Raw genomic sequence first — 16,516 nt, 5'->3', positions numbered from 1 at the left:
CCTACCTCCCCGGCGGGTCGCCGGGGCCGCGGGCGGGGGCGGTGGCTCAGGCGAGCGACTCGACCACGGCGCGCAACGCGGGCGCGCACCGCGCCGGGTCGCCGAGGTAGCGCTCCGAGGCGATCACGTGCGAGTCGGTCATCCGCTCCCACACCAGCCCCTGCACCGACACCACGGTGATCACCAGCCGGAACGGCTTGACGTAGCGGCCCAACCGGCTCTCCACGCCGCGCACCACCTCGCCGATCGGCAGCGCGCCCGGCGAGCGGCCCGAGTACAGCCGCTCGTGCTCCGCCGCCGCGCCGCGCAGCGCCAGGACGGCCGCGCGCAGGCAGGGCCGGATGGCCAGGGACGGCCCGGACGGGTCGATCGGCAGGCCGGCGGGCGAGTCGGTCCGGGCGTGGTCGAGGACGTCGGCCCACCAGCCGAGCCACTCCTCCGCCGCGCCCGCGCGGTCCACCCCCGGCGGCACGAGGACGGGCACCGAGGGGTCCAGGCCCGGCAGCTCGGGCACGGTGTCGACCGACAGCGCCAGGGTGTCGCGCACGAACAGGGCGGTGTTGACCGTCTGGTTCGTCCCGTGCGACACCTGCCACGACTCGCGTCCCGCGAACCTCATGCGCCCAGTGTCCCGCGCGGAGGTCATCGGGAGGGCATCAGAAGGGACACGACCGGTTCCAACTGCTCGGCCGTTGGGGGGAATTCCGCGATCAGGCCCTGGATCAGCAGGCCGTCCAGCGCCGCGGCGAACCCGAGGAACGCCGCCGGCTCCATCGTGCCGAACACCGACGACAGCAGGGTGATCCACCGCCGCGCCGCCGGCCTCAGCTCGGGCCGCCGCGCCGCCAGCAGGTACAGCTCGTACTCGGCCAGCGTCCGCCCGCGGTTCGGGCCGACGGCGTCGGCCAGGAACCGCGCCACCGAACCGGGCGTCGGCTTGACCGCGCCGAAGCCCAGCGCCATCTCCCTGGCCGACCAGGTCAGGGTCGCGACCAGCAGGTCGTCCAGGGTCGCGTAGTAGTAGGTGGACGAGGACACCGGCAGGTCGGCCTCGCGCGCCACCGACCGGTGCGACACCCCCGCCACGCCGTCGCGCTCGACCACCCGCAGCGTCGCCGCGAGCAGCGCCCGCCGGCGGCGCTCCCCGCGCGCCCGGCGCCCATCAGCCGGGGGTCGCACCGCTGCCCAGCTCGATCGCCACCACGCCGAGCACGACCAGCACGAGCCCGACGACGGTGGTGGGGGTGAGCCGCTCCCCGAACAGCACCACGCCGGCCGCCGCGACCGCGGCGATGCCGAACGCGCACCAGATCGCGTACGCCACCCCGATCGGCACCCCCGCCTTCAGGACGAACCCGAGCGAGGTGAACGCGACCAGGTAGCCGACGACGACGGCGACCACCGGCCAGGGCCTGGTGAAACCGTCCGACAGCTTCAGCGACACGGTCGCCGCCACCTCGCCCGCGATCGCCAGGGCGAGCAGCAGGTACACCACAGCGAGCCTCCAACAACCTGAACACCTGTCCCACTAGTTTATGTGATCGGCCACGCTCAGGTGGTTACCCGCCAGTAGTCGGGCGTAGGCTGCCCAGCCAGGAGAACGGACGAGAAAGGCCGCCACCCATGGGAGCCCTCCAGCTCACCCTCGGCGCCATCGGCGTCGCCGTCAGCGTGTTCGCCTGGGGTCTGTTCGCCGCCGGCGTGGTCCGGATGATCAGGACCATCCGCCTGGGCCAGCCCGACGCGACGCGCAACGGCCCGTTCGTGCCGCGGCTGCGCCAGCTCGTCGTGGAGTTCGTCGCGCACACCCGGATGGCGAAGTTCCGCAGCGTCGCCCCGTGGCACTGGATGGTGATGTGGGGCTTCCTCATCGGCTCCGCGGTGCTGTTCGAAGCCTACGGCGAGGTCTTCCACCCGGCCTTCCACTGGCCGGTCATCGGGGCGTGGCCGGTCTGGGGCCTGCTCGTCGAGCTGCTCGGCATCGGCACGGTCGTCGGCGGCGTCGCGCTGGCGGTGATCCGCCAGCTCAACCACCCGCGCCGCGCCGACCGCCTGTCCCGCTTCGCGGGGTCGAACTTCGCGTTCGCCTACTTCGTCGAGGCGGTCGTGATCATCGAGGGCCTGGGCATCCTCGGGGTGAAGGCGTTCAAGCTGTCCTCCGGGCTGGAGGACATGCCGCTCTGGTCGTCCTTCGTGACGCTGCCGCTGAGCCACCTCCTCCCGGCGAACCCCGACTGGGTCTCGGTGATGGCGGTGGTCAAGCTGCTGTCCGGGATGATCTGGCTGATCGTGCTGTCCCGGAACCTGACCATGGGCGTCGCGTGGCACCGGTTCAGCGCGTTCTTCAACATCTACTTCAAGCGCGAGGACGACGGCGGCGTCGCCCTCGGCGCGCTCAAGCCGATGATGAGCAACGGGCAGGTGCTCGACCTGGAGGAGGCCGACCCGGACGAGGACGTGTTCGGCGTCGGCAAGGTGGAGGACTTCTCCTGGAAGGGCTGGCTGGACTTCAGCACCTGCACCGAGTGCGGTCGCTGCCAGTCCCAGTGCCCGGCCTGGAACACCGGCAAGCCGCTGTCCCCCAAGCTGGTCATCACCCAGCTGCGCGACCACGCCTTCGCCAAGGCGCCCTACCTGCTGGCCGGCGGCAGCCGCGACGTGGCGGGTGACGAGGTCGGCCTGACCGAGGACAAGTACCAGGACTACCAGAAGCGCCTGGAGTCCATCGACGTGCTGGCGATGGCCGAGTCCGAGCGACCCCTCGTCGGCGGCGCGGCCGAGCTGGGCGTCATCGACCCCGAGGTCCTGTGGTCCTGCACGACCTGCGGCGCGTGCGTCGAGCAGTGCCCGGTCGACATCGAGCACGTCGACCACATCGTCGACATGCGCCGCTACCAGGTGCTGATCGAGTCGAACTTCCCGTCCGAGCTGGGCGGCATGTTCAAGAACCTGGAGAACAAGGGCAACCCCTGGGGCCAGAACGCCAAGGACCGCCTGGCGTGGACCGAGGGCCTGGACTTCGAGGTGCCGGTGTTCGACGGCGAGCTGGGCGACACCGAGTACCTGTTCTGGGTCGGCTGCGCGGGCGCGTTCGAGGACCGGGCGAAGAAGACGACGCGGGCCGTGGCGGAGCTGCTGCACACCGCGGGCGTGAAGTACACGGTGCTCGGCCCGGAGGAGAGCTGCACCGGCGACCCGGCGCGGCGCGCGGGCAACGAGTTCCTGTTCCAGATGCTCGCCCAGCAGAACGTCGAGGTGCTCAACACGGTCTTCGAGGGCCGCGAGGCGGGGCAGCGCAAGATCGTGGTGTCGTGCGCGCACTGCTTCAACACCCTGGCCAACGAGTACCCGCAGGTCGGCGGGCAGTTCGAGGTCGTGCACCACACCCAGCTGCTCAACCGCCTGGTGCGCGAGCGCCGCCTGGTGCCGGTCGCCGAGGTGGCGGAGGACGTCACCTACCACGACCCGTGCTACCTGGGCCGCCACAACAAGGTCTACGAGGCGCCGCGCGAGCTGGTCGGCGCGTCCGGCGCGACGCTGCGCGAGATGCCCCGCCACGGCGACCGCTCCATGTGCTGCGGCGCGGGCGGCGCGCGGATGTGGATGGAGGAGCGGATCGGCAAGCGCATCAACGTCGACCGCGTGGACGAGGCGCTGGGCACTGCCCCGTCGAAGATCGCGACGGGCTGCCCGTTCTGCCGCGTGATGCTCACCGACGGCGTGACGGCCCGCCAGAACGAGGGGCAGGCCGGGTCGCACGTGGAGGTCGTGGACGTGGCGCAGCTGCTGCTCACGGCCGTGCGGCGGGGCTCCGAGCGGCAGGACGTGCCCACCGACGAGACCCCGACCGGCACCCCGCTGCCCGACGAGGACAAGGCCCCGACCCAGGGCTGATCACCCGGCGCGACGTCGAACGGCCCGGTCCGCGGACCGGGCCGTTCCCCGTCGGGGCCGGTTCCGCTTCGGGGCCGGTTCCGCTTCGGGGCCGGTTCCGCTTCGGGGCCGGTCAGCGGGTCGGGGTCGGTCAGCGGGTCGGCCGGTCGCCGGCGGTGACGCGGTCGTAGACCAGGTCCAGGACCCAGCTGGTCAGGGCGACGACGATCGCGCCCCAGAAGGCCGGCCAGAAGCCGGTGACCTCGAACGGCAGGCCGAGCCCGCTCGCCAGCCGGCCGGTGAGCCAGAACAGCAGGGCGTTGACCACCAGGCCGATCAGGCCGAGCGTGACCAGGTAGAAGACGCAGCCGAGGAACTTCACCACCGGTTTCACGACCGCGTTCACCAGGCCGAACAGCAGCGCGACGCCGATCAGGGTGCCGACCTTGGCGGGTGTGGGGGCCTCGCCGAGGTCGATGCCGGGGATGACCGTGGAGACCCAGACCGCCACCGCGGTCAGCAGCACGCGCACCAGAATGCCCATGGCGCGCAGGCTAGCGCCGGCGGTGCTCCGAACGGGGTAGGCCGCGCCGCTGCCCGCCCGGCCGCCCGCGCGACGCGCGGGGCGCCGCGCGGGAAACTACCGTCGGTCCATGAGTTCCAAGGCAGGTGGCGAGAGCACCCTCACCGTGCTGCTCGCGCTCGCGGTGAACCTGGCCATCGCGATCATGAAGGCGATCGCGGGCGTGATCACCGGGTCGGCGGCGATGATGGCCGAGGCCGCGCACTCGGTCGCGGACACGTTCACCGAGGGCCTGCTGCTCACCGCCCTGCGCCGCTCGGACCGCCCGGCCGACCGCCGCCACCCGTTCGGGTACGGCAAGGACCGGTACTTCTGGTCCCTGCTGGCGGCCGTGTCGATCTTCGTGTCCGGTGCGGTGTTCGCGTTCTACGAGGGCTTCCGCACGGTGTTCGGCGAGTCGGCCGAGCAGACCAGCCCCGGGGTGGGCTACGCGGTGCTGGCGATCGCGTTCGCGCTGGAGTCGGTGTCGTTCGCCCAGGCCCTGCGCCAGGTGCGGCGGGGGGCGCGGGAGGAGGGGCGGTCGGTGCTCGCGTTCCTGCGGGTGTCCGACGACCCGACGCTGAAGACGGTGTTCTTCGAGGACTCGGCGGCGCTGGTCGGGCTGCTGCTGGCGTTCGGCGGCCTGGGGCTGCACCACCTGACCGGGTCGGCGGTGTGGGACGGGGTGGCCTCGCTGCTGATCGGCCTGCTGCTGGCGATCGCGGCGTACGTGCTGGCGGGGACCAACCGGGGGCTGCTCATCGGCAGGCAGGCCGACCCCAGGCTGGTGCGGGCGGTGTGGGGCTACCTGCGCGAGGTGCCGGAGGTGGAGCAGGTGGTCGACCTGCTCACGATGGCGGTGGGCACCGACCGCGTGCTGCTGTGCGCTCGCCTGGACTTCGACGACGCGCTGTCCGCGGCGGACCTGGAACGCGCCTGCGTGCGCATCGACGCCGAACTGCGCGAGCGGTGGTCGGACCTGGACGAGGTGTTCCTCGAACCCGTGCCGCGCACCGACCGCGAACTGCGCTCCCGCGTGCTGGCCCGGTACGGCGACCTGCTCTAGCGACCTGCTCCGGTGACCTGCTCTCGCGACCTGCGGCGGGCGGCCTGCCGCTAGCGGCGGGTCTCCGAGCGGTGGAAGTTGAGGTACGCCCGCGAGGGCGTGGGCCCGCGCTGCCCCTGGTACCGCGAGCCGGCCTGCGCCGAGCCGTAGGGGAACTCGGCGGAGCTGCTCAGCCGGAACAGGCACAGCTGCCCGATCTTCATGCCCGGCCAGAGCGTGATCGGCAGGTTGGCGACGTTGGACAGCTCCAGGGTGATGTGCCCGGAGAACCCGGGGTCGATGAACCCGGCGGTCGAGTGGGTCAGCAGGCCGAGCCGGCCGAGCGACGACTTGCCCTCCAGCCGGCCCGCGAGGTCGTCGGGCAGCGTCACCAGCTCGAACGTCGAGCCGAGCACGAACTCGCCGGGGTGCAGGACGAACGGCTCGTCGTCCGGGGTCTCCACGAGGGAGGTCAGGTCGTCCTGCTGGATCGAGGGGTCGATGTGGGTGTACCGGGTGTTGTTGAACACCCGGAAGAACCGGTCGAGGCGGACGTCGATGCTGGACGGCTGCACCAGGACGTCGTCGAACGGCTCCAGCACCAGGCGACCGGAGTCGACTTCTTTGCGCAGATCGCGGTCACTCAGCAACACGGGGACAGCCTATGTGTATGATCGGACGCGCAGCACGCGGGTGTAGTTCATTGGTAGAACGACAGCTTCCCAAGCTGTAGAGGCGGGTTCGATTCCCGTCACCCGCTCGGTACGACGAAGGCCCAGGTGAGAGCCGGTTCGCCGCCTCGCCTGGGCCTTCGCCGCGCTCGGGCCCGGGGGCCTCGCCGGGCCGCCCGCGTGCGGTCAGCAGGCCGGGACCGGGACGTCGTCGTCACCGCCGGACCGCTCGCTCCACCGGCCTGTCGAGCCCATCCGCGACCTCCCGTGCCGCCTCGCCGGCGCGTGCTGGTGGAGCGGCGTCGCAGACCCCGATCCGGAGCGCCGGTTCACGAAGCCGTGCAACCGCCGTTCGACAGCGACGCGGGCGCCACCGGCTCGGTTGTCAGGGTGGGTCGGGTTTGCGCCGTCCGCCGCCTCCCCGGGAGCGACCGGTGCGAACGTCTTCCGGAACCACCGTCCGGATGTCCACAGGAATGCCGGTCCCCTATTGGAGTGCCAGTTGGACCGGCTGATCGGCGTTGTCGAACGCCCGGCCCCGGTCGAGGCATGAGAGCGCTGCGCGGACGTTGCTGCCCAACCGCCGGGCGAACTCGACGGGGACCGCGTTGCCGACCTGCATCTGCACGTCCCGGTTCGCGGAGCCGCCCACGAACTCCCAGTCGTCGGGGAACGTCTGGAGCCGGGCGAGTTCGCGATGCGTCATCGCGCGCAGGCGACTGGCCTGGATGCGCCAGAGCTTCACCGTGGACTCGGGGTTCCGGACGTTCTTCGCGGAGCTCCGGTCGACCTCGAACCGCGCGGCCGACACCGCTCCCTGCGCCCACCCCCAAATCGTTCCGGTGTCCACCGCCGGGAAGGGGAGGTCGAAGGACCGCACGGGGTTGCCGTCGCTGGCGGTGCGCGAGAACCGCACTATCACGGCCGCCTCCGACGCATCGAACCCGTTTCCGGTGGCGACGTGGACGGAACTCTGGAAACCCCACTTCGGGTGGTGGTTCGGCAACCCGGCTCCGCCGCCCTGGCCGAGGTCCCAGAGCCACTTCCGCACCGTCTCGGTACCGGTCGCCCGAGGCAGGCCGTAGCCGGCGGGAGCCGATCCGCGGAAAGCCACGAAAACCCAGCGGCGGCGCGTCTGGGGAACGCCGAAACCATCCATCCGGAAGACGTCGTGGAAGACTTCGTAACCCAGCCGGGTCAGGTCGTGCGCGATCTGGTCGTTGAAGAACCTCCCCGTTTCGGGGTGCACCAGGGTCCGCAGGTTCAGGACGTTCTCGATGACCACCGCTCTGGGCCGGGTGGTCGCGGCGATCCGCAGCACCTGTTCGTAGAGGTCGTTCCTCTTGTCCGCCGCCCTGCGGTGCCCACCCAGGCTGTAGCCCTGGCAGGGAGGTCCGGCGACGAGGACGTCCGCTCGCTCCCCGAAGTCCCACTCCCTGGCATCGGCCTGGTCGACGTGCCACGCCGGCCGGTTCCTCCGGAGGGTCGCGACCGCCCAGGGGTCCCATTCCACGGCGCCGACGTGGTCGAATCCGGCCTGTTCGAAGCCGAGGTCGAGCCCTCCGGCTCCGCTGAACATCCCCAGGACCGTGTAGCTCATGGTGTCACCAGGTGGACCGGGGTCGTCGAACCGCTTTCCTGCGTGCGGTAGGCGACGAACGAGTGCACGACACCGGAGGAGGGGTTCGGCTCGAACTCGCCCACGAGCGTGTCGGCTTTCAGGTCGGCCTTGTACCCGACGGGGATCAGATCGGTTTCGACCCGATCGAAGTGCCCCACCTCGACGAACCCCGCGGGCATCGCCTCGCTCGCCGGGAGGACCAGGGTGCATTCGCCTTTTACGCCGCTGAGCAGCTTGTAGGGCGTGTAAGGCGCGTACATCTTCCTGTCGCGCAGCAGGATGTCCCCGTAGCTGCCCAGCACGCGGAGGCTCCTGTTGGCCGCCACGAAGCCCTGCCCGGCGTTGAGGAACGACCCGTGCACGATCGCGATGTCGTGGACGGTCGGGTTCGTCCCGCCGGTCCGGTCGTTGTCGTAGCGCCCGAAGACGTAGAAGACCTGCTTGCCCTGGTGCGCCCCCGAAGGCAGGGCGCTGTTGGAATCGAAGTCGCGCTCGCGGCTGCCGACCGTGATCCCCTTCACTTCGTACGCTTCATCCGTCCCGTCGATGGAGAAATCGGGGTAGGTATTCCTCCCGACGCTCGACGAGTGGTGGCCCGCTTCCCTGATGCGGTCGTACACCCAGTTCTGGAAATGGAATTCCTTGTCGTTCGCAGGTCGCGATGTAGGAATTTTCCCGGCCACGGCACGCTGACAGGCCGCAAAGATGCTCCAGGCGGTGGACACCGGGACATCCTAGCGCGGCGCAAACCGCTCCACCACACCCGGGTGGATTGTGCGGTATTGACTCGATCGGCATGTCGCGCGCTCGTGCCCGCCTTTTGGGAATGACGGGGCCGATACCGCCTCCGACCGTCCCGCAAAAGGTGGGGCACAGCGCGAGCCACTGCGCGCGGAACCGGTCGCCGGGGTGCGGGTGGGCCGGCGACCGGCGGGACGGCCGGTGTCAGGGGCCCGGGTCCGGTGTGCGCCAAGCCTCGTTGTACCGGCGTTCCCGTTCCCGGTCGGTGTCCGAGGTCTGCTCCTTGCGGTACGTGCTCGCCGCTGCTCGCGGGTAGCCGTACTTGGTCATGCGGTGGTCGGTGCTCTCGATCGCGTAGGAGACCGCGAAGTACACGCCGACCACCAGGCCGAGCGAGCCGCAGGCCACCGCCAGCGGCAGCGGTGAGCCCAGGCCCCAGACCAGGGCCAGGGTGATCACGATCGTCAGCGGCAGGACCTGGAGCAGCGCGCGCACCACGAACCACGCCAGCCAGGTCGGCTTCGTCGCCTGGTGGAACACCCAGTCGCGGTAGCCCAGCGGGAGGCGACCGCCGATCAGGTACCAGGCGCGCAGCGGGAGGGGCGGCCGGGTCATGCGCGGTCCGTCGCGGCGATGACGCGGGTCAGCACGGTGTGCAGGTCCTGCAGTTCCGCGAGGGACATGCCGAGGCGCTCGACCACCGCGGGCGGGATGGCGAGGGCCCGCTCGCGCAGGGCCGCGCCCTCCGGCGTGAGCCCGACGGCCAACTGCCGCTCGTCGGCCTCCGCGCGCGGCCGGGTGATGTAGCCGATCGCCTCCAGTCGCTTGAGCAGCGGCGACAGGGTGGCCGGCTCCTGGGCCAGCAAGCGGCTCAACTCCTTCACCGACAACGGCGTCCGGCCCCACAGGGCCAGCATCACGAGGTACTGCGGGTGGGTCAGGCCCATGGGCTCCAGCAGCGGCCGGTAGAGGGCCACCACGTTCCTGGACGCGATGGACAGGGCGAAGCAGACCTGCCGCTCCAGGGCCAGCGGGTCCGCCTGCGGGTCGCCCCCGATAGTTCGTGCGTTAACCATTAGGGTGCATACTACTACCGCGCCTCCAGCTCCGCCCACCCCCCGCCGGACGCCAGCACCGCCCGCACCCCCGCCGCGTGCTCCACCACCCCGGCCAGGTCGCCGTGCAGCAGCGCCGCGCGGTCCGCGTCGACCGGCACGTGGTCGTCGCGCCACAGCTCCAGCGGCAGGCTGACCACGAACACCACCGAGTCCACCAGCCGCAGCACGGGCGCGTCGCCCGGGCAGGCCGACCTGATCTCCGCGCACGCCGAGGCGATCCCGCGCAGCCCGGCCACGGCCGCCGCCGGCGTGCCGTCCCACGACCCGTCCGGCCACAGCCGCCCGCTCAGCGCCAACCACAACCGCCACCCCGCGGCCGACTCGTGCTCGTCCCGCGGCTGCCACGTCCCCATGCACCCACTGTGCGGCGGGTCCGCCGGATCGACCCCGTGAAACCGCGCACAGGGCCACCGCCGCCCACGACCGATCGGGGCGCGCCATGGGGTGCGTCACACCACGGCGAACCGCGCGAAGAATTTTCGCGAACCACCGTCATGCCCGGCGCCCTCGCGACTCCTACCACCATGCGAACCGGTGTCAACGCGCGCCCACCGTCCCCGACCGGCGCCGATCGGCCTGCCACGGGGCCGGGGATTGCGCTGGTCGACCCCGTCCCGCTGTTCCGCGAGGGCCTCTCGGCGGTCGTCCGCCGGACACCGGGGCTGCACTGGCTCGGCTCGACGGGCCACCTCGACACCGCCGTGCGCCTGCAGGAGCGCCTGCGGCCGGACGTGCTGCTGGTCGACTCGGTGCTCGACCCGCAGGGCGACCTGGCGACGCTGCTGACCGGCAGCGACCCGCGGCTCGTGGTGATCTCCCTGGTCCGCGAGCCGCACCGGACGGCGAAGTACGTGCGCACCGCGCTGGCCGCCGGCGTGCGCGGCCTGGTGCCCCGGGCCGGGGAGGTCGGCGAGGTGCTCCAGGCCATCGTGCGCGGCCACCGGGAGCGGCTCTACCTCGACCCGACGCTCGCGCCGCTGGCCGCCGGCTTCACGCCCGCCGCCGAGGCCGGTCCCCACCGCGCGCTGTCCCGCCGGGAGCACGAGGTGCTCCGGCTGGTCGCGGACGGGCTGGAGAACCAGGCGGTCGCCGACCAGCTGTACGTCTCGGTGGAGACCGTCCGCACGCACGTGAAGAACATCCTGCGCAAGCTCCGCGCGCGGGACCGCACGCACGCCGTCTCGCTGGCCTACCGGACGGGGTTGCTCGGCGGCGACCCGGGGTGAGGGTTCCCGGCCGCGGCGAGCGGGCCGGCCTTGCCGGTGTTACTGACAGGTAATATCCTGTTATTACCGGTCAGTAGGGCACCGCCCCGACCTTCATGGAGTGAGACGAGATGGGTCACTACAAGAGCAACGTCCGGGACCTCGAGTTCAACCTGTTCGAGGTCTTCAACGTGCAGGACCACCTCGGCACGGGGCCGTTCGAGCAGTCCGACGAGGACACCGCGCGCGGCGTGCTGGCCGAGCTGAACAACCTGGCCGTCGGCCCGCTGGCCGAGTCCTTCGCCGACGCCGACCGCAACCCGCCGGTCTTCGACGCCGGGACGCACTCGGCGACGCTGCCCGAGTCGTTCAAGAAGTCCTACCGGGCCGTCTGGGACGGTGAGTGGTACCGCCTGTCGCTGCCCGTCGAGCTGGGCGGCTTCGGCATCCCGCCGTCGGTGCAGTGGGCGGCCTCCGAGCTGATCCTGGGCGCGAACCCGGCCATCTACATGTACCTGGCCGGCCCCAGCTTCGCGACGGTGGTCCACCGCAACGGCACCGAGCGGCAGAAGAGGTGGGCCGAGCTGATGATCGAGCGCGGCTGGGGCGCCACCATGGTGCTCACCGAGCCCGACGCCGGCTCCGACGTGGGCGCGGGCCGCACCAGGGCCGTGCTCCAGGAGGACGGCTCCTGGCACCTCGACGGCGTGAAGCGCTTCATCACCTCGGGCGACCAGGACCTGACCGAGAACATCATGCACCTGGTGCTGGCGCGGCCCGAGGGCCCCGGCATCGAGGCGAAGCCCGGCACCAAGGGCCTGTCGCTGTTCCTGGTGCCCAAGTTCCACTTCGACCAGGAGACCGGCGAGCCCGGCGAGCGCAACGGCGCCTTCGTCACCAACGTCGAGCACAAGATGGGCCTGAAGGTCTCGACGACCTGCGAGCTGACCTTCGGCCAGCACGGCGTGCCCGCCAAGGGCTGGCTGCTGGGCGAGGTGCACGACGGCATCGCGCAGATGTTCCAGGTCATCGAGTACGCCCGGATGATGGTCGGCACCAAGGCCATCGCCACCCTGTCGACCGGCTACCTCAACGCCCTGGCCTACGCCAAGGAGCGCGTCCAGAGCGCCGACCTGACCCGCATGACGGACAAGACCGCGCCCCGCGTGGCCATCACCAGCCACCCGGACGTGCGGCGCTCGCTGATGCTGCAGAAGGCTTACACCGAGGGCCTGCGCGCGGTGTACCTCTACGCGGCGACGTTCCAGGACCGGATCGCGCTCGGCGGCGAGGACCGGGAGCTGGCCGAGAAGGTCAACGACCTGCTGCTGCCGGTGGTCAAGGGCGTCGGCTCGGAGCGGGCGTACGAGCAGCTGGCGCAGTCGCTCCAGACGCTGGGCGGGTCGGGCTTCCTCCAGGAGTACCCGATCGAGCAGTACATCCGGGACTCCAAGATCGACTCCCTGTACGAGGGCACCACCGCGATCCAGTCCCTGGACTTCTTCTTCCGCAAGATCGTCCGGGACAAGGGGCAGGCGCTCGGGTTCGTCAACGGCGAGATCCAGGCGTTCCTGGACAACGAGGGCGGCAACGGCCGGCTGAAGGAGGAGCGCGCGCTGCTCAAGCAGGCCCTGGAGGACCTGCAGGGGATGCTCGGCGCGATGGTCGGCTTCCTGACCGTCTCCCAGGAGGACGCCCGCAACCTGTACAAGGTCGGCCAGAACAGCGTCCGGCTGCTGATGACGGCGGGCGACCTGCTCGTCGGCTGGCTGCTGCTGCGCCAGGCCGAGGTGGCGCTGGGCAGGCTCGACGGCCAGGTGTCGGCGCGCGACAAGGCGTTCTACGAGGGCAAGGTCGCGGTCGCGTCGTTCTTCGCGAAGACGGTCCTGCCGGAGCTGTCGGCCCGCCGCAGGATCGCCGAGAACACCGACAACTCGCTGATGGACGTGGACGAAGCCGCGTTCTGAGCCGGTACGGCGACGCACGACGAGAGGGCGGCCCCCCGCACAGGGGGGCCGCCCTCTCGTCGTGCGCGCCCCGGTGTCCGGGACGGGTTCTGCTGGACGCTCACAGGAGCGGGGCCTGACGCCGGCGGTGCTCGCCACCGCCGGCGTCAGTCCTTGTGCGCACGCGCAGCGGCGAAGCAGTAGCCGCCGAAGCCCAGGAACCCCAGGGCGATGACGGCGAGCAGGAAGACCCCGTAGGGCTGGGCGGCGAGCGTGTGCAGCGCCTTGTCGAGACCGCCGGACTCCGACGGGTTGGCGTTGATCGCCGCGAAGCCGACCAGGACGCCGATCAGGACGTAGGAGATGCCCTTGCCGATCCACCCGATGCGGCCGACCCGCTCGACCCACTTCCGGGAGGCGGCGGGCAGCTCGGACATGTCCAGGTCGTCCTCGAAGGACTTCTTGAAGCCCTTGCGCGCCACCGCGACGCCGAGCCCGATGACGAACAGCGCCACCGCGCCGACCAGGAACTGGCCCAGCGGCAGGGCGAGCAGGCGCGCCGTCCAGGTCTGGGACTGCTCGGTGGAGCTGGACTGCCCGCTGCCGACCGCGTACTTGACCGCCGCGACGCCGATGGCCGTCGCCGTGATCGCGCGGCCGACCGAGCCGAGCCGGCGGATGGCCCGCTTGCGCTCGGGGGTGACCCAGTTGTAGCCGGAGGCCGCCATGGCGGCCTGCCAGACCGCGAACGCGAACAGGCCGAGGGCGAGGACCCACAGCAGGACCGGCCCGAAGCCGGTCTCGGCCAGGGCGCCGACCGCGCCCTTCTGGTCGGTGCGCTCACCGGTGTCGCCGAACACCACCTGGGCGGTGAGGACGGCGAGCAGCACGTGCACCAACCCGTAGCACACCATCCCACCGCGGCCGAGCAACTGCACGGCCGGGTGACGTCTTACCGCGTGAACGCTCACGAAGGGTGAGTACCCGTTTCGCGAGGTTCTACGCCCCGACCACCGGGGCGCCGGGCGCGGCGCCCGGCTCGGGCCCGCGGGCGCGTCACCCCGCGGGCGGCGCCTCGCAGACGATCTTCGGCGACGGGTCGTAGCGCACCGTGCGCGACTCGGAGCGGGTCTGGCCGGTGCGGCGGTCCTTGATGGTGCGGGTGTCGGTGACCGTGAAGCCCTGGGCGCCGGGGCTGTTCACGCACGGCTGCGTGGTCTTCTTGACCTCGTTCGGCTCGGTGAAGTCGGTCCGCTCACTGGTCGACCCGGTCACGTCGTAGTTCTTCGTGCCCCACAGGACGATCCGGATCGAGCTCGGCGTCCAGATGGTCTGGATCGCGACGCCCGTGTCGTCCGGGTTGGTGAACGCGATGTCGATCAGGCTGTTGCCCGCGTTGTCCATGAACACCGTGGCCTCGCGGCCCGCCGGGTAGCGCGAGATCCAGTAGCTGTGCTCCTTGTGGCCCGCGTCCTTCATGCCCGCGGTGTACGCCGCGTTGTAGAGCGTGGTCGCGAACTGCGAGATGCCGCCGCCGACCGCGCGGCCGGGCGCGCCGTTCTCGATGATGCCCGCCTCGACGTAGCCCTGCGCCAGGCCGCGCGGGCCGGTGTGGCCGTTGAGCGAGAACGTCTCGTGGGGCTTGACGATCGCGCCGTTGACCTCCTCGGCCACCACGCGGATGTTGACGCCCGAGTCGGCGGCGAAGTTACCGGTCTGGAACTCGCCGATGACCTCCTTGATGCCCATCTTGTTCGCCTGCTCGGTGGTGACCTCCGCGGGCGTGTGCTTGTACTCCGCCTTGATCTCCCGCTTGTCCGTGCTCTTGAGCACGTCCATGAAGGTCGCCAGGGACTTCTCCCAGTCGATGGCCAGGCCGTCCACCGACTCCTTGACCGTCGGCTTGCCGCCCTCGAAGACGATCTCGGCGTCCTTGCCCTCCTTCTCGGTCTCCTCGAGCTGCGGGCCGGCGGCCTCGACGACCTTGTTGTTGTCGACCCTGGCCGCCAGGCCGCCGCCGTCGACGGGCTCGAACACCAGGGTGGCGCCCAGCTGCTCGGGCGTGAGCGTCGCGTCCTTGCCCTCGCCCTTGACGACGACCGGGGCGGAGGTGGCCGGCTCGGCGAACTCCGCCAGGGCCTTCTGCACGCCTTCCTTCGTGGTCTTCACGGGCGTGACCGCGACCGGCAGCTCGACCGTGCCGCCGTCGGCCCAGTCGGCGAGCAGCTTCTCCGACGCGCCCGGCACGTCCAGCTTCTGGCCCTGCTTCGGGTCGACCGCGACCGGGGTCGCGCCCTCGAACCGGATGGTGCCCTCGGCCGGCTCGTGGTCGGTCTGGGCGCGCAGGGCCTCCAGGGCGGCGGTGAGCTTCGCGTCGTCGCTGCGGGTGGCGAAGCCGACCTCGCGGGAGGTGAAGAACGAGGTGATCCGGGTGATCGGCGACAGCGGCTGGTCGCCCGCCCGGTCCAGGGTGGCGGCCCAGTCCAGCTCCAGGCCCGCGGCCTTCGGGTCGATCCCGGTGGTCACGTCGCCCGCCCGCGCCTGCACCGGCTGCGCCAGGCGCGGGCCGATGGTCTCGCGCAGCTTCTGCTCGGCGGCGGGGTGGCTCAGCCCGCCCACGTCGACGCCCGCGACCGTCACGCCGCGCGGCACGTTGCCGCCGGAGATCAGGATGTCCGCGCCGTAGAGCACGACCAGCAGGCCCAGCACGCCCGCGGCGACGAGGAGGACCCGGCGGCGCCGCTTGCGCCGCTCGTCGCCCTCCTCCGCGGCGGTCCTGTCGTCGTCCACCGGCAGCGGGCCGTGGACGACGGCCTCGGGCGGCGGCACGGGGGTGGCGAAGACCGTCGTGGCCTCGGCCGGGGACGGCCCGCGCGGGTCGCCCGCCGGCGGGAACGCCCGGGTCGCGTCGGGCGCGGCGCCGCGGTCGGGCGCGACGGCCCGGGTCTCCTCGGCCGGCGACTGCTCGGCGGGCGGGTTCAGCTTGTGCGTGACCGCGCCCGCAGGCGGGTTCAGCTTGTGCGTCACCTCGTCCGCGGGCGGGTTCGACCCGGGCGCCGCCGCGTCCGCGGGCGGCGCGGTGTCGCGCGCCGGCTCGCCGGGCACGGCCCGCGCCGCGTCCGAGGGCGGGACGGTGCGCACGGTCGGGGCGGCCGACGGCTCGTCGGGCTCCTCCTGCGGCCAGGCGTCCTCCGCCGGCCACGCGGCCTCCCGCACCGATGACGCCGGGATCTGCGTCGTGCGCTCCGAAGCGGTGCCCGACGGGCGGACGGGCTCGAACGCCCTGGTCCGCTCAGCGTCGTACTCCGGTCGCTGGTTCTCCGGCACCCGCTCCCCCTCTTGCCTCTCGCAAGTTCCTGGGACTGCTTACCCGACCGCCGTCACGCGCCGATCACTTCTCGGTGGTTCAGAGGTAAAGACCGGTCCCGTGGTCCGACCGCTCGGTGGCGGTCGCGTGCACGTCCCGCTCCCGCATCACCAGGTAGGTCGTGCCCTGCACCTCGACCTCGAACTGGTCCTCCGGGTTGAACAGGACCCGGTCGCCCACCTTGACGTGCCGGACGTTCGTCCCGACGCCGAGGACGTCGCCCCAGGCCAGGCGTTTCGCCATCTGAGCGGTCGCCGGGATCACGATGCCGCCGCTGCTGCGGCGCTCACCGTCCTCCGGGGAGATCCGCACCATGACGCGGTCATGCAGCATCTGGATCTCAAGCTTGACATCGGGCACCAGCAGA

The 16,516-nt window shown here is 71.6% G+C and carries 17 protein-coding genes and 1 tRNA gene; 5 read left to right on the top strand and 13 right to left on the bottom strand.

The window, feature by feature from the left end; genetic code table 11:
* Positions 1–46 precede the first annotated feature (46 nt).
* From JOE68_RS15880 to JOE68_RS15870, 3 genes are read right to left on the bottom strand one after another with little or no spacing between them, the layout of a single operon-like run.
* Positions 47–619, bottom strand: coding sequence for a hypothetical protein (locus JOE68_RS15880; RefSeq protein ID WP_204843114.1), 573 nt, complete (start codon positions 617–619; stop codon positions 47–49).
* 23 nt (positions 620–642) lie between these two features.
* Positions 643–1,179: a TetR/AcrR family transcriptional regulator gene (locus tag JOE68_RS15875; RefSeq protein WP_204843113.1), complete on the bottom strand. Its 537-nt coding sequence runs from the start codon at positions 1,177–1,179 to the stop codon at positions 643–645.
* Positions 1,163–1,495 (bottom strand): DMT family transporter, encoded by a 333-nt coding sequence (locus JOE68_RS15870; RefSeq protein ID WP_204843112.1) that lies wholly within the window; start codon positions 1,493–1,495, stop codon positions 1,163–1,165. Before JOE68_RS15870 ends, JOE68_RS15875 begins: the two co-directional genes overlap by 17 nt.
* Before the next feature lie 128 nt (positions 1,496–1,623).
* Here JOE68_RS15870 and JOE68_RS15865 point away from each other — a divergent pair, with 128 nt between their 5' ends.
* Entirely contained in the window at positions 1,624–3,894 is a 2,271-nt protein-coding gene (locus JOE68_RS15865) for a (Fe-S)-binding protein (protein ID WP_204843111.1), read from the top strand.
* A gap of 130 nt (positions 3,895–4,024) precedes the next feature.
* Here JOE68_RS15865 and JOE68_RS15860 read toward each other — a convergent pair whose 3' ends face one another.
* Entirely contained in the window at positions 4,025–4,417 is a 393-nt protein-coding gene (locus JOE68_RS15860) for a phage holin family protein (RefSeq protein WP_204843110.1), read from the bottom strand.
* A 109-nt stretch (positions 4,418–4,526) separates the two neighbouring features.
* Between JOE68_RS15860 and JOE68_RS15855 the strand changes: the two genes are divergently transcribed.
* A complete protein-coding gene (locus tag JOE68_RS15855; RefSeq protein ID WP_204843109.1) occupies positions 4,527–5,501 on the top strand; it encodes a cation diffusion facilitator family transporter in 975 nt (324 codons plus the stop codon).
* Between the two features lie 50 nt (positions 5,502–5,551).
* On the opposite strand, the gene dcd is transcribed toward JOE68_RS15855, so the two are convergent.
* A complete protein-coding gene (gene dcd / locus JOE68_RS15850; protein ID WP_204843108.1) occupies positions 5,552–6,133 on the bottom strand; it encodes a dCTP deaminase in 582 nt (193 codons plus the stop codon).
* A 36-nt stretch (positions 6,134–6,169) separates the two neighbouring features.
* On the opposite strand from dcd, the gene JOE68_RS15845 reads away from it, so the two are divergent.
* Positions 6,170–6,240 (top strand) — tRNA-Gly (locus JOE68_RS15845).
* 398 nt (positions 6,241–6,638) lie between these two features.
* Here JOE68_RS15845 and JOE68_RS15840 read toward each other — a convergent pair.
* The 5 genes from JOE68_RS15840 to JOE68_RS15820 all read right to left on the bottom strand — a co-directional run bounded on the left by JOE68_RS15840 (position 6,639) and on the right by JOE68_RS15820 (position 9,984).
* Positions 6,639–7,751 (bottom strand): DNA cytosine methyltransferase, encoded by a 1,113-nt coding sequence (locus JOE68_RS15840; protein WP_204843107.1) that lies wholly within the window; start codon positions 7,749–7,751, stop codon positions 6,639–6,641.
* Positions 7,748–8,497: a hypothetical protein gene (locus JOE68_RS15835; protein WP_204843106.1), complete on the bottom strand. Its 750-nt coding sequence runs from the start codon at positions 8,495–8,497 to the stop codon at positions 7,748–7,750. The genes JOE68_RS15840 and JOE68_RS15835 overlap by 4 nt, the downstream gene beginning before the upstream one ends.
* A gap of 220 nt (positions 8,498–8,717) precedes the next feature.
* Complete coding sequence (locus JOE68_RS15830) at positions 8,718–9,128, bottom strand: DUF5313 family protein (RefSeq protein WP_204843105.1); 411 nt, start codon at positions 9,126–9,128, stop codon at positions 8,718–8,720.
* Positions 9,125–9,589 carry a MarR family winged helix-turn-helix transcriptional regulator gene (locus JOE68_RS15825; RefSeq protein WP_204843104.1) on the bottom strand — a complete coding sequence of 155 codons (465 nt, stop codon included), beginning with the start codon at positions 9,587–9,589 and terminating at the stop codon, positions 9,125–9,127. The genes JOE68_RS15830 and JOE68_RS15825 overlap by 4 nt, the downstream gene beginning before the upstream one ends.
* Before the next feature lie 14 nt (positions 9,590–9,603).
* Positions 9,604–9,984, bottom strand: coding sequence for a hypothetical protein (locus tag JOE68_RS15820; RefSeq protein WP_204843103.1), 381 nt, complete (start codon positions 9,982–9,984; stop codon positions 9,604–9,606).
* A 348-nt stretch (positions 9,985–10,332) separates the two neighbouring features.
* Between JOE68_RS15820 and JOE68_RS15815 the strand changes: the two genes are divergently transcribed.
* The gene (locus JOE68_RS15815; protein WP_372443359.1) at positions 10,333–10,857 is read left to right on the top strand and encodes a response regulator transcription factor; all 525 of its coding nucleotides are present in this window, start codon (positions 10,333–10,335) and stop codon (positions 10,855–10,857) included.
* A 110-nt stretch (positions 10,858–10,967) separates the two neighbouring features.
* The gene (locus JOE68_RS15810) at positions 10,968–12,803 is read left to right on the top strand and encodes an acyl-CoA dehydrogenase (RefSeq protein ID WP_204843101.1); all 1,836 of its coding nucleotides are present in this window, start codon (positions 10,968–10,970) and stop codon (positions 12,801–12,803) included.
* Between the two features lie 146 nt (positions 12,804–12,949).
* On the opposite strand, the gene JOE68_RS15805 is transcribed toward JOE68_RS15810, so the two are convergent.
* The 3 genes from JOE68_RS15805 to JOE68_RS15795 form a co-directional block, all read right to left on the bottom strand.
* Positions 12,950–13,753, bottom strand: coding sequence for a DUF1206 domain-containing protein (locus JOE68_RS15805; RefSeq protein ID WP_307819704.1), 804 nt, complete (start codon positions 13,751–13,753; stop codon positions 12,950–12,952).
* 85 nt (positions 13,754–13,838) lie between these two features.
* Positions 13,839–16,109: a VanW family protein gene (locus JOE68_RS15800; protein ID WP_204843100.1), complete on the bottom strand. Its 2,271-nt coding sequence runs from the start codon at positions 16,107–16,109 to the stop codon at positions 13,839–13,841.
* A gap of 79 nt (positions 16,110–16,188) precedes the next feature.
* Positions 16,189–16,482: a GroES family chaperonin gene (locus tag JOE68_RS15795; RefSeq protein WP_204846129.1), complete on the bottom strand. Its 294-nt coding sequence runs from the start codon at positions 16,480–16,482 to the stop codon at positions 16,189–16,191.
* Between the last annotated feature and the right edge of the window lie 34 nt (positions 16,483–16,516).

It is taken from the genome of Saccharothrix algeriensis (assembly GCF_016907655.1).
GTDB lineage: Bacteria > Actinomycetota > Actinomycetes > Mycobacteriales > Pseudonocardiaceae > Actinosynnema > Actinosynnema algeriense.
This window is presented reverse-complemented; position numbering and strand designations above follow the sequence as displayed.

Excerpts from the sequence above, each read along its gene's own strand:
- JOE68_RS15880 (WP_204843114.1), bottom strand. The coding sequence starts at position 619 with ATGAGGTTCGCGGGACGCGAGTCGTGGCAGGTGTCGCACGGGACGAAC.
- JOE68_RS15865 (WP_204843111.1), top strand. The coding sequence starts at position 1,624 with ATGGGAGCCCTCCAGCTCACCCTCGGCGCCATCGGCGTCGCCGTCAGC.
- JOE68_RS15860 (WP_204843110.1), bottom strand. The coding sequence starts at position 4,417 with ATGGGCATTCTGGTGCGCGTGCTGCTGACCGCGGTGGCGGTCTGGGTC.
- JOE68_RS15855 (WP_204843109.1), top strand. The coding sequence starts at position 4,527 with ATGAGTTCCAAGGCAGGTGGCGAGAGCACCCTCACCGTGCTGCTCGCG.
- JOE68_RS15840 (WP_204843107.1), bottom strand. The coding sequence starts at position 7,751 with ATGAGCTACACGGTCCTGGGGATGTTCAGCGGAGCCGGAGGGCTCGAC.
- JOE68_RS15830 (WP_204843105.1), bottom strand. The coding sequence starts at position 9,128 with ATGACCCGGCCGCCCCTCCCGCTGCGCGCCTGGTACCTGATCGGCGGT.
- JOE68_RS15825 (WP_204843104.1), bottom strand. The coding sequence starts at position 9,589 with ATGGTTAACGCACGAACTATCGGGGGCGACCCGCAGGCGGACCCGCTG.
- JOE68_RS15820 (WP_204843103.1), bottom strand. The coding sequence starts at position 9,984 with ATGGGGACGTGGCAGCCGCGGGACGAGCACGAGTCGGCCGCGGGGTGG.
- JOE68_RS15810 (WP_204843101.1), top strand. The coding sequence starts at position 10,968 with ATGGGTCACTACAAGAGCAACGTCCGGGACCTCGAGTTCAACCTGTTC.
- JOE68_RS15795 (WP_204846129.1), bottom strand. The coding sequence starts at position 16,482 with ATGCTGCATGACCGCGTCATGGTGCGGATCTCCCCGGAGGACGGTGAG.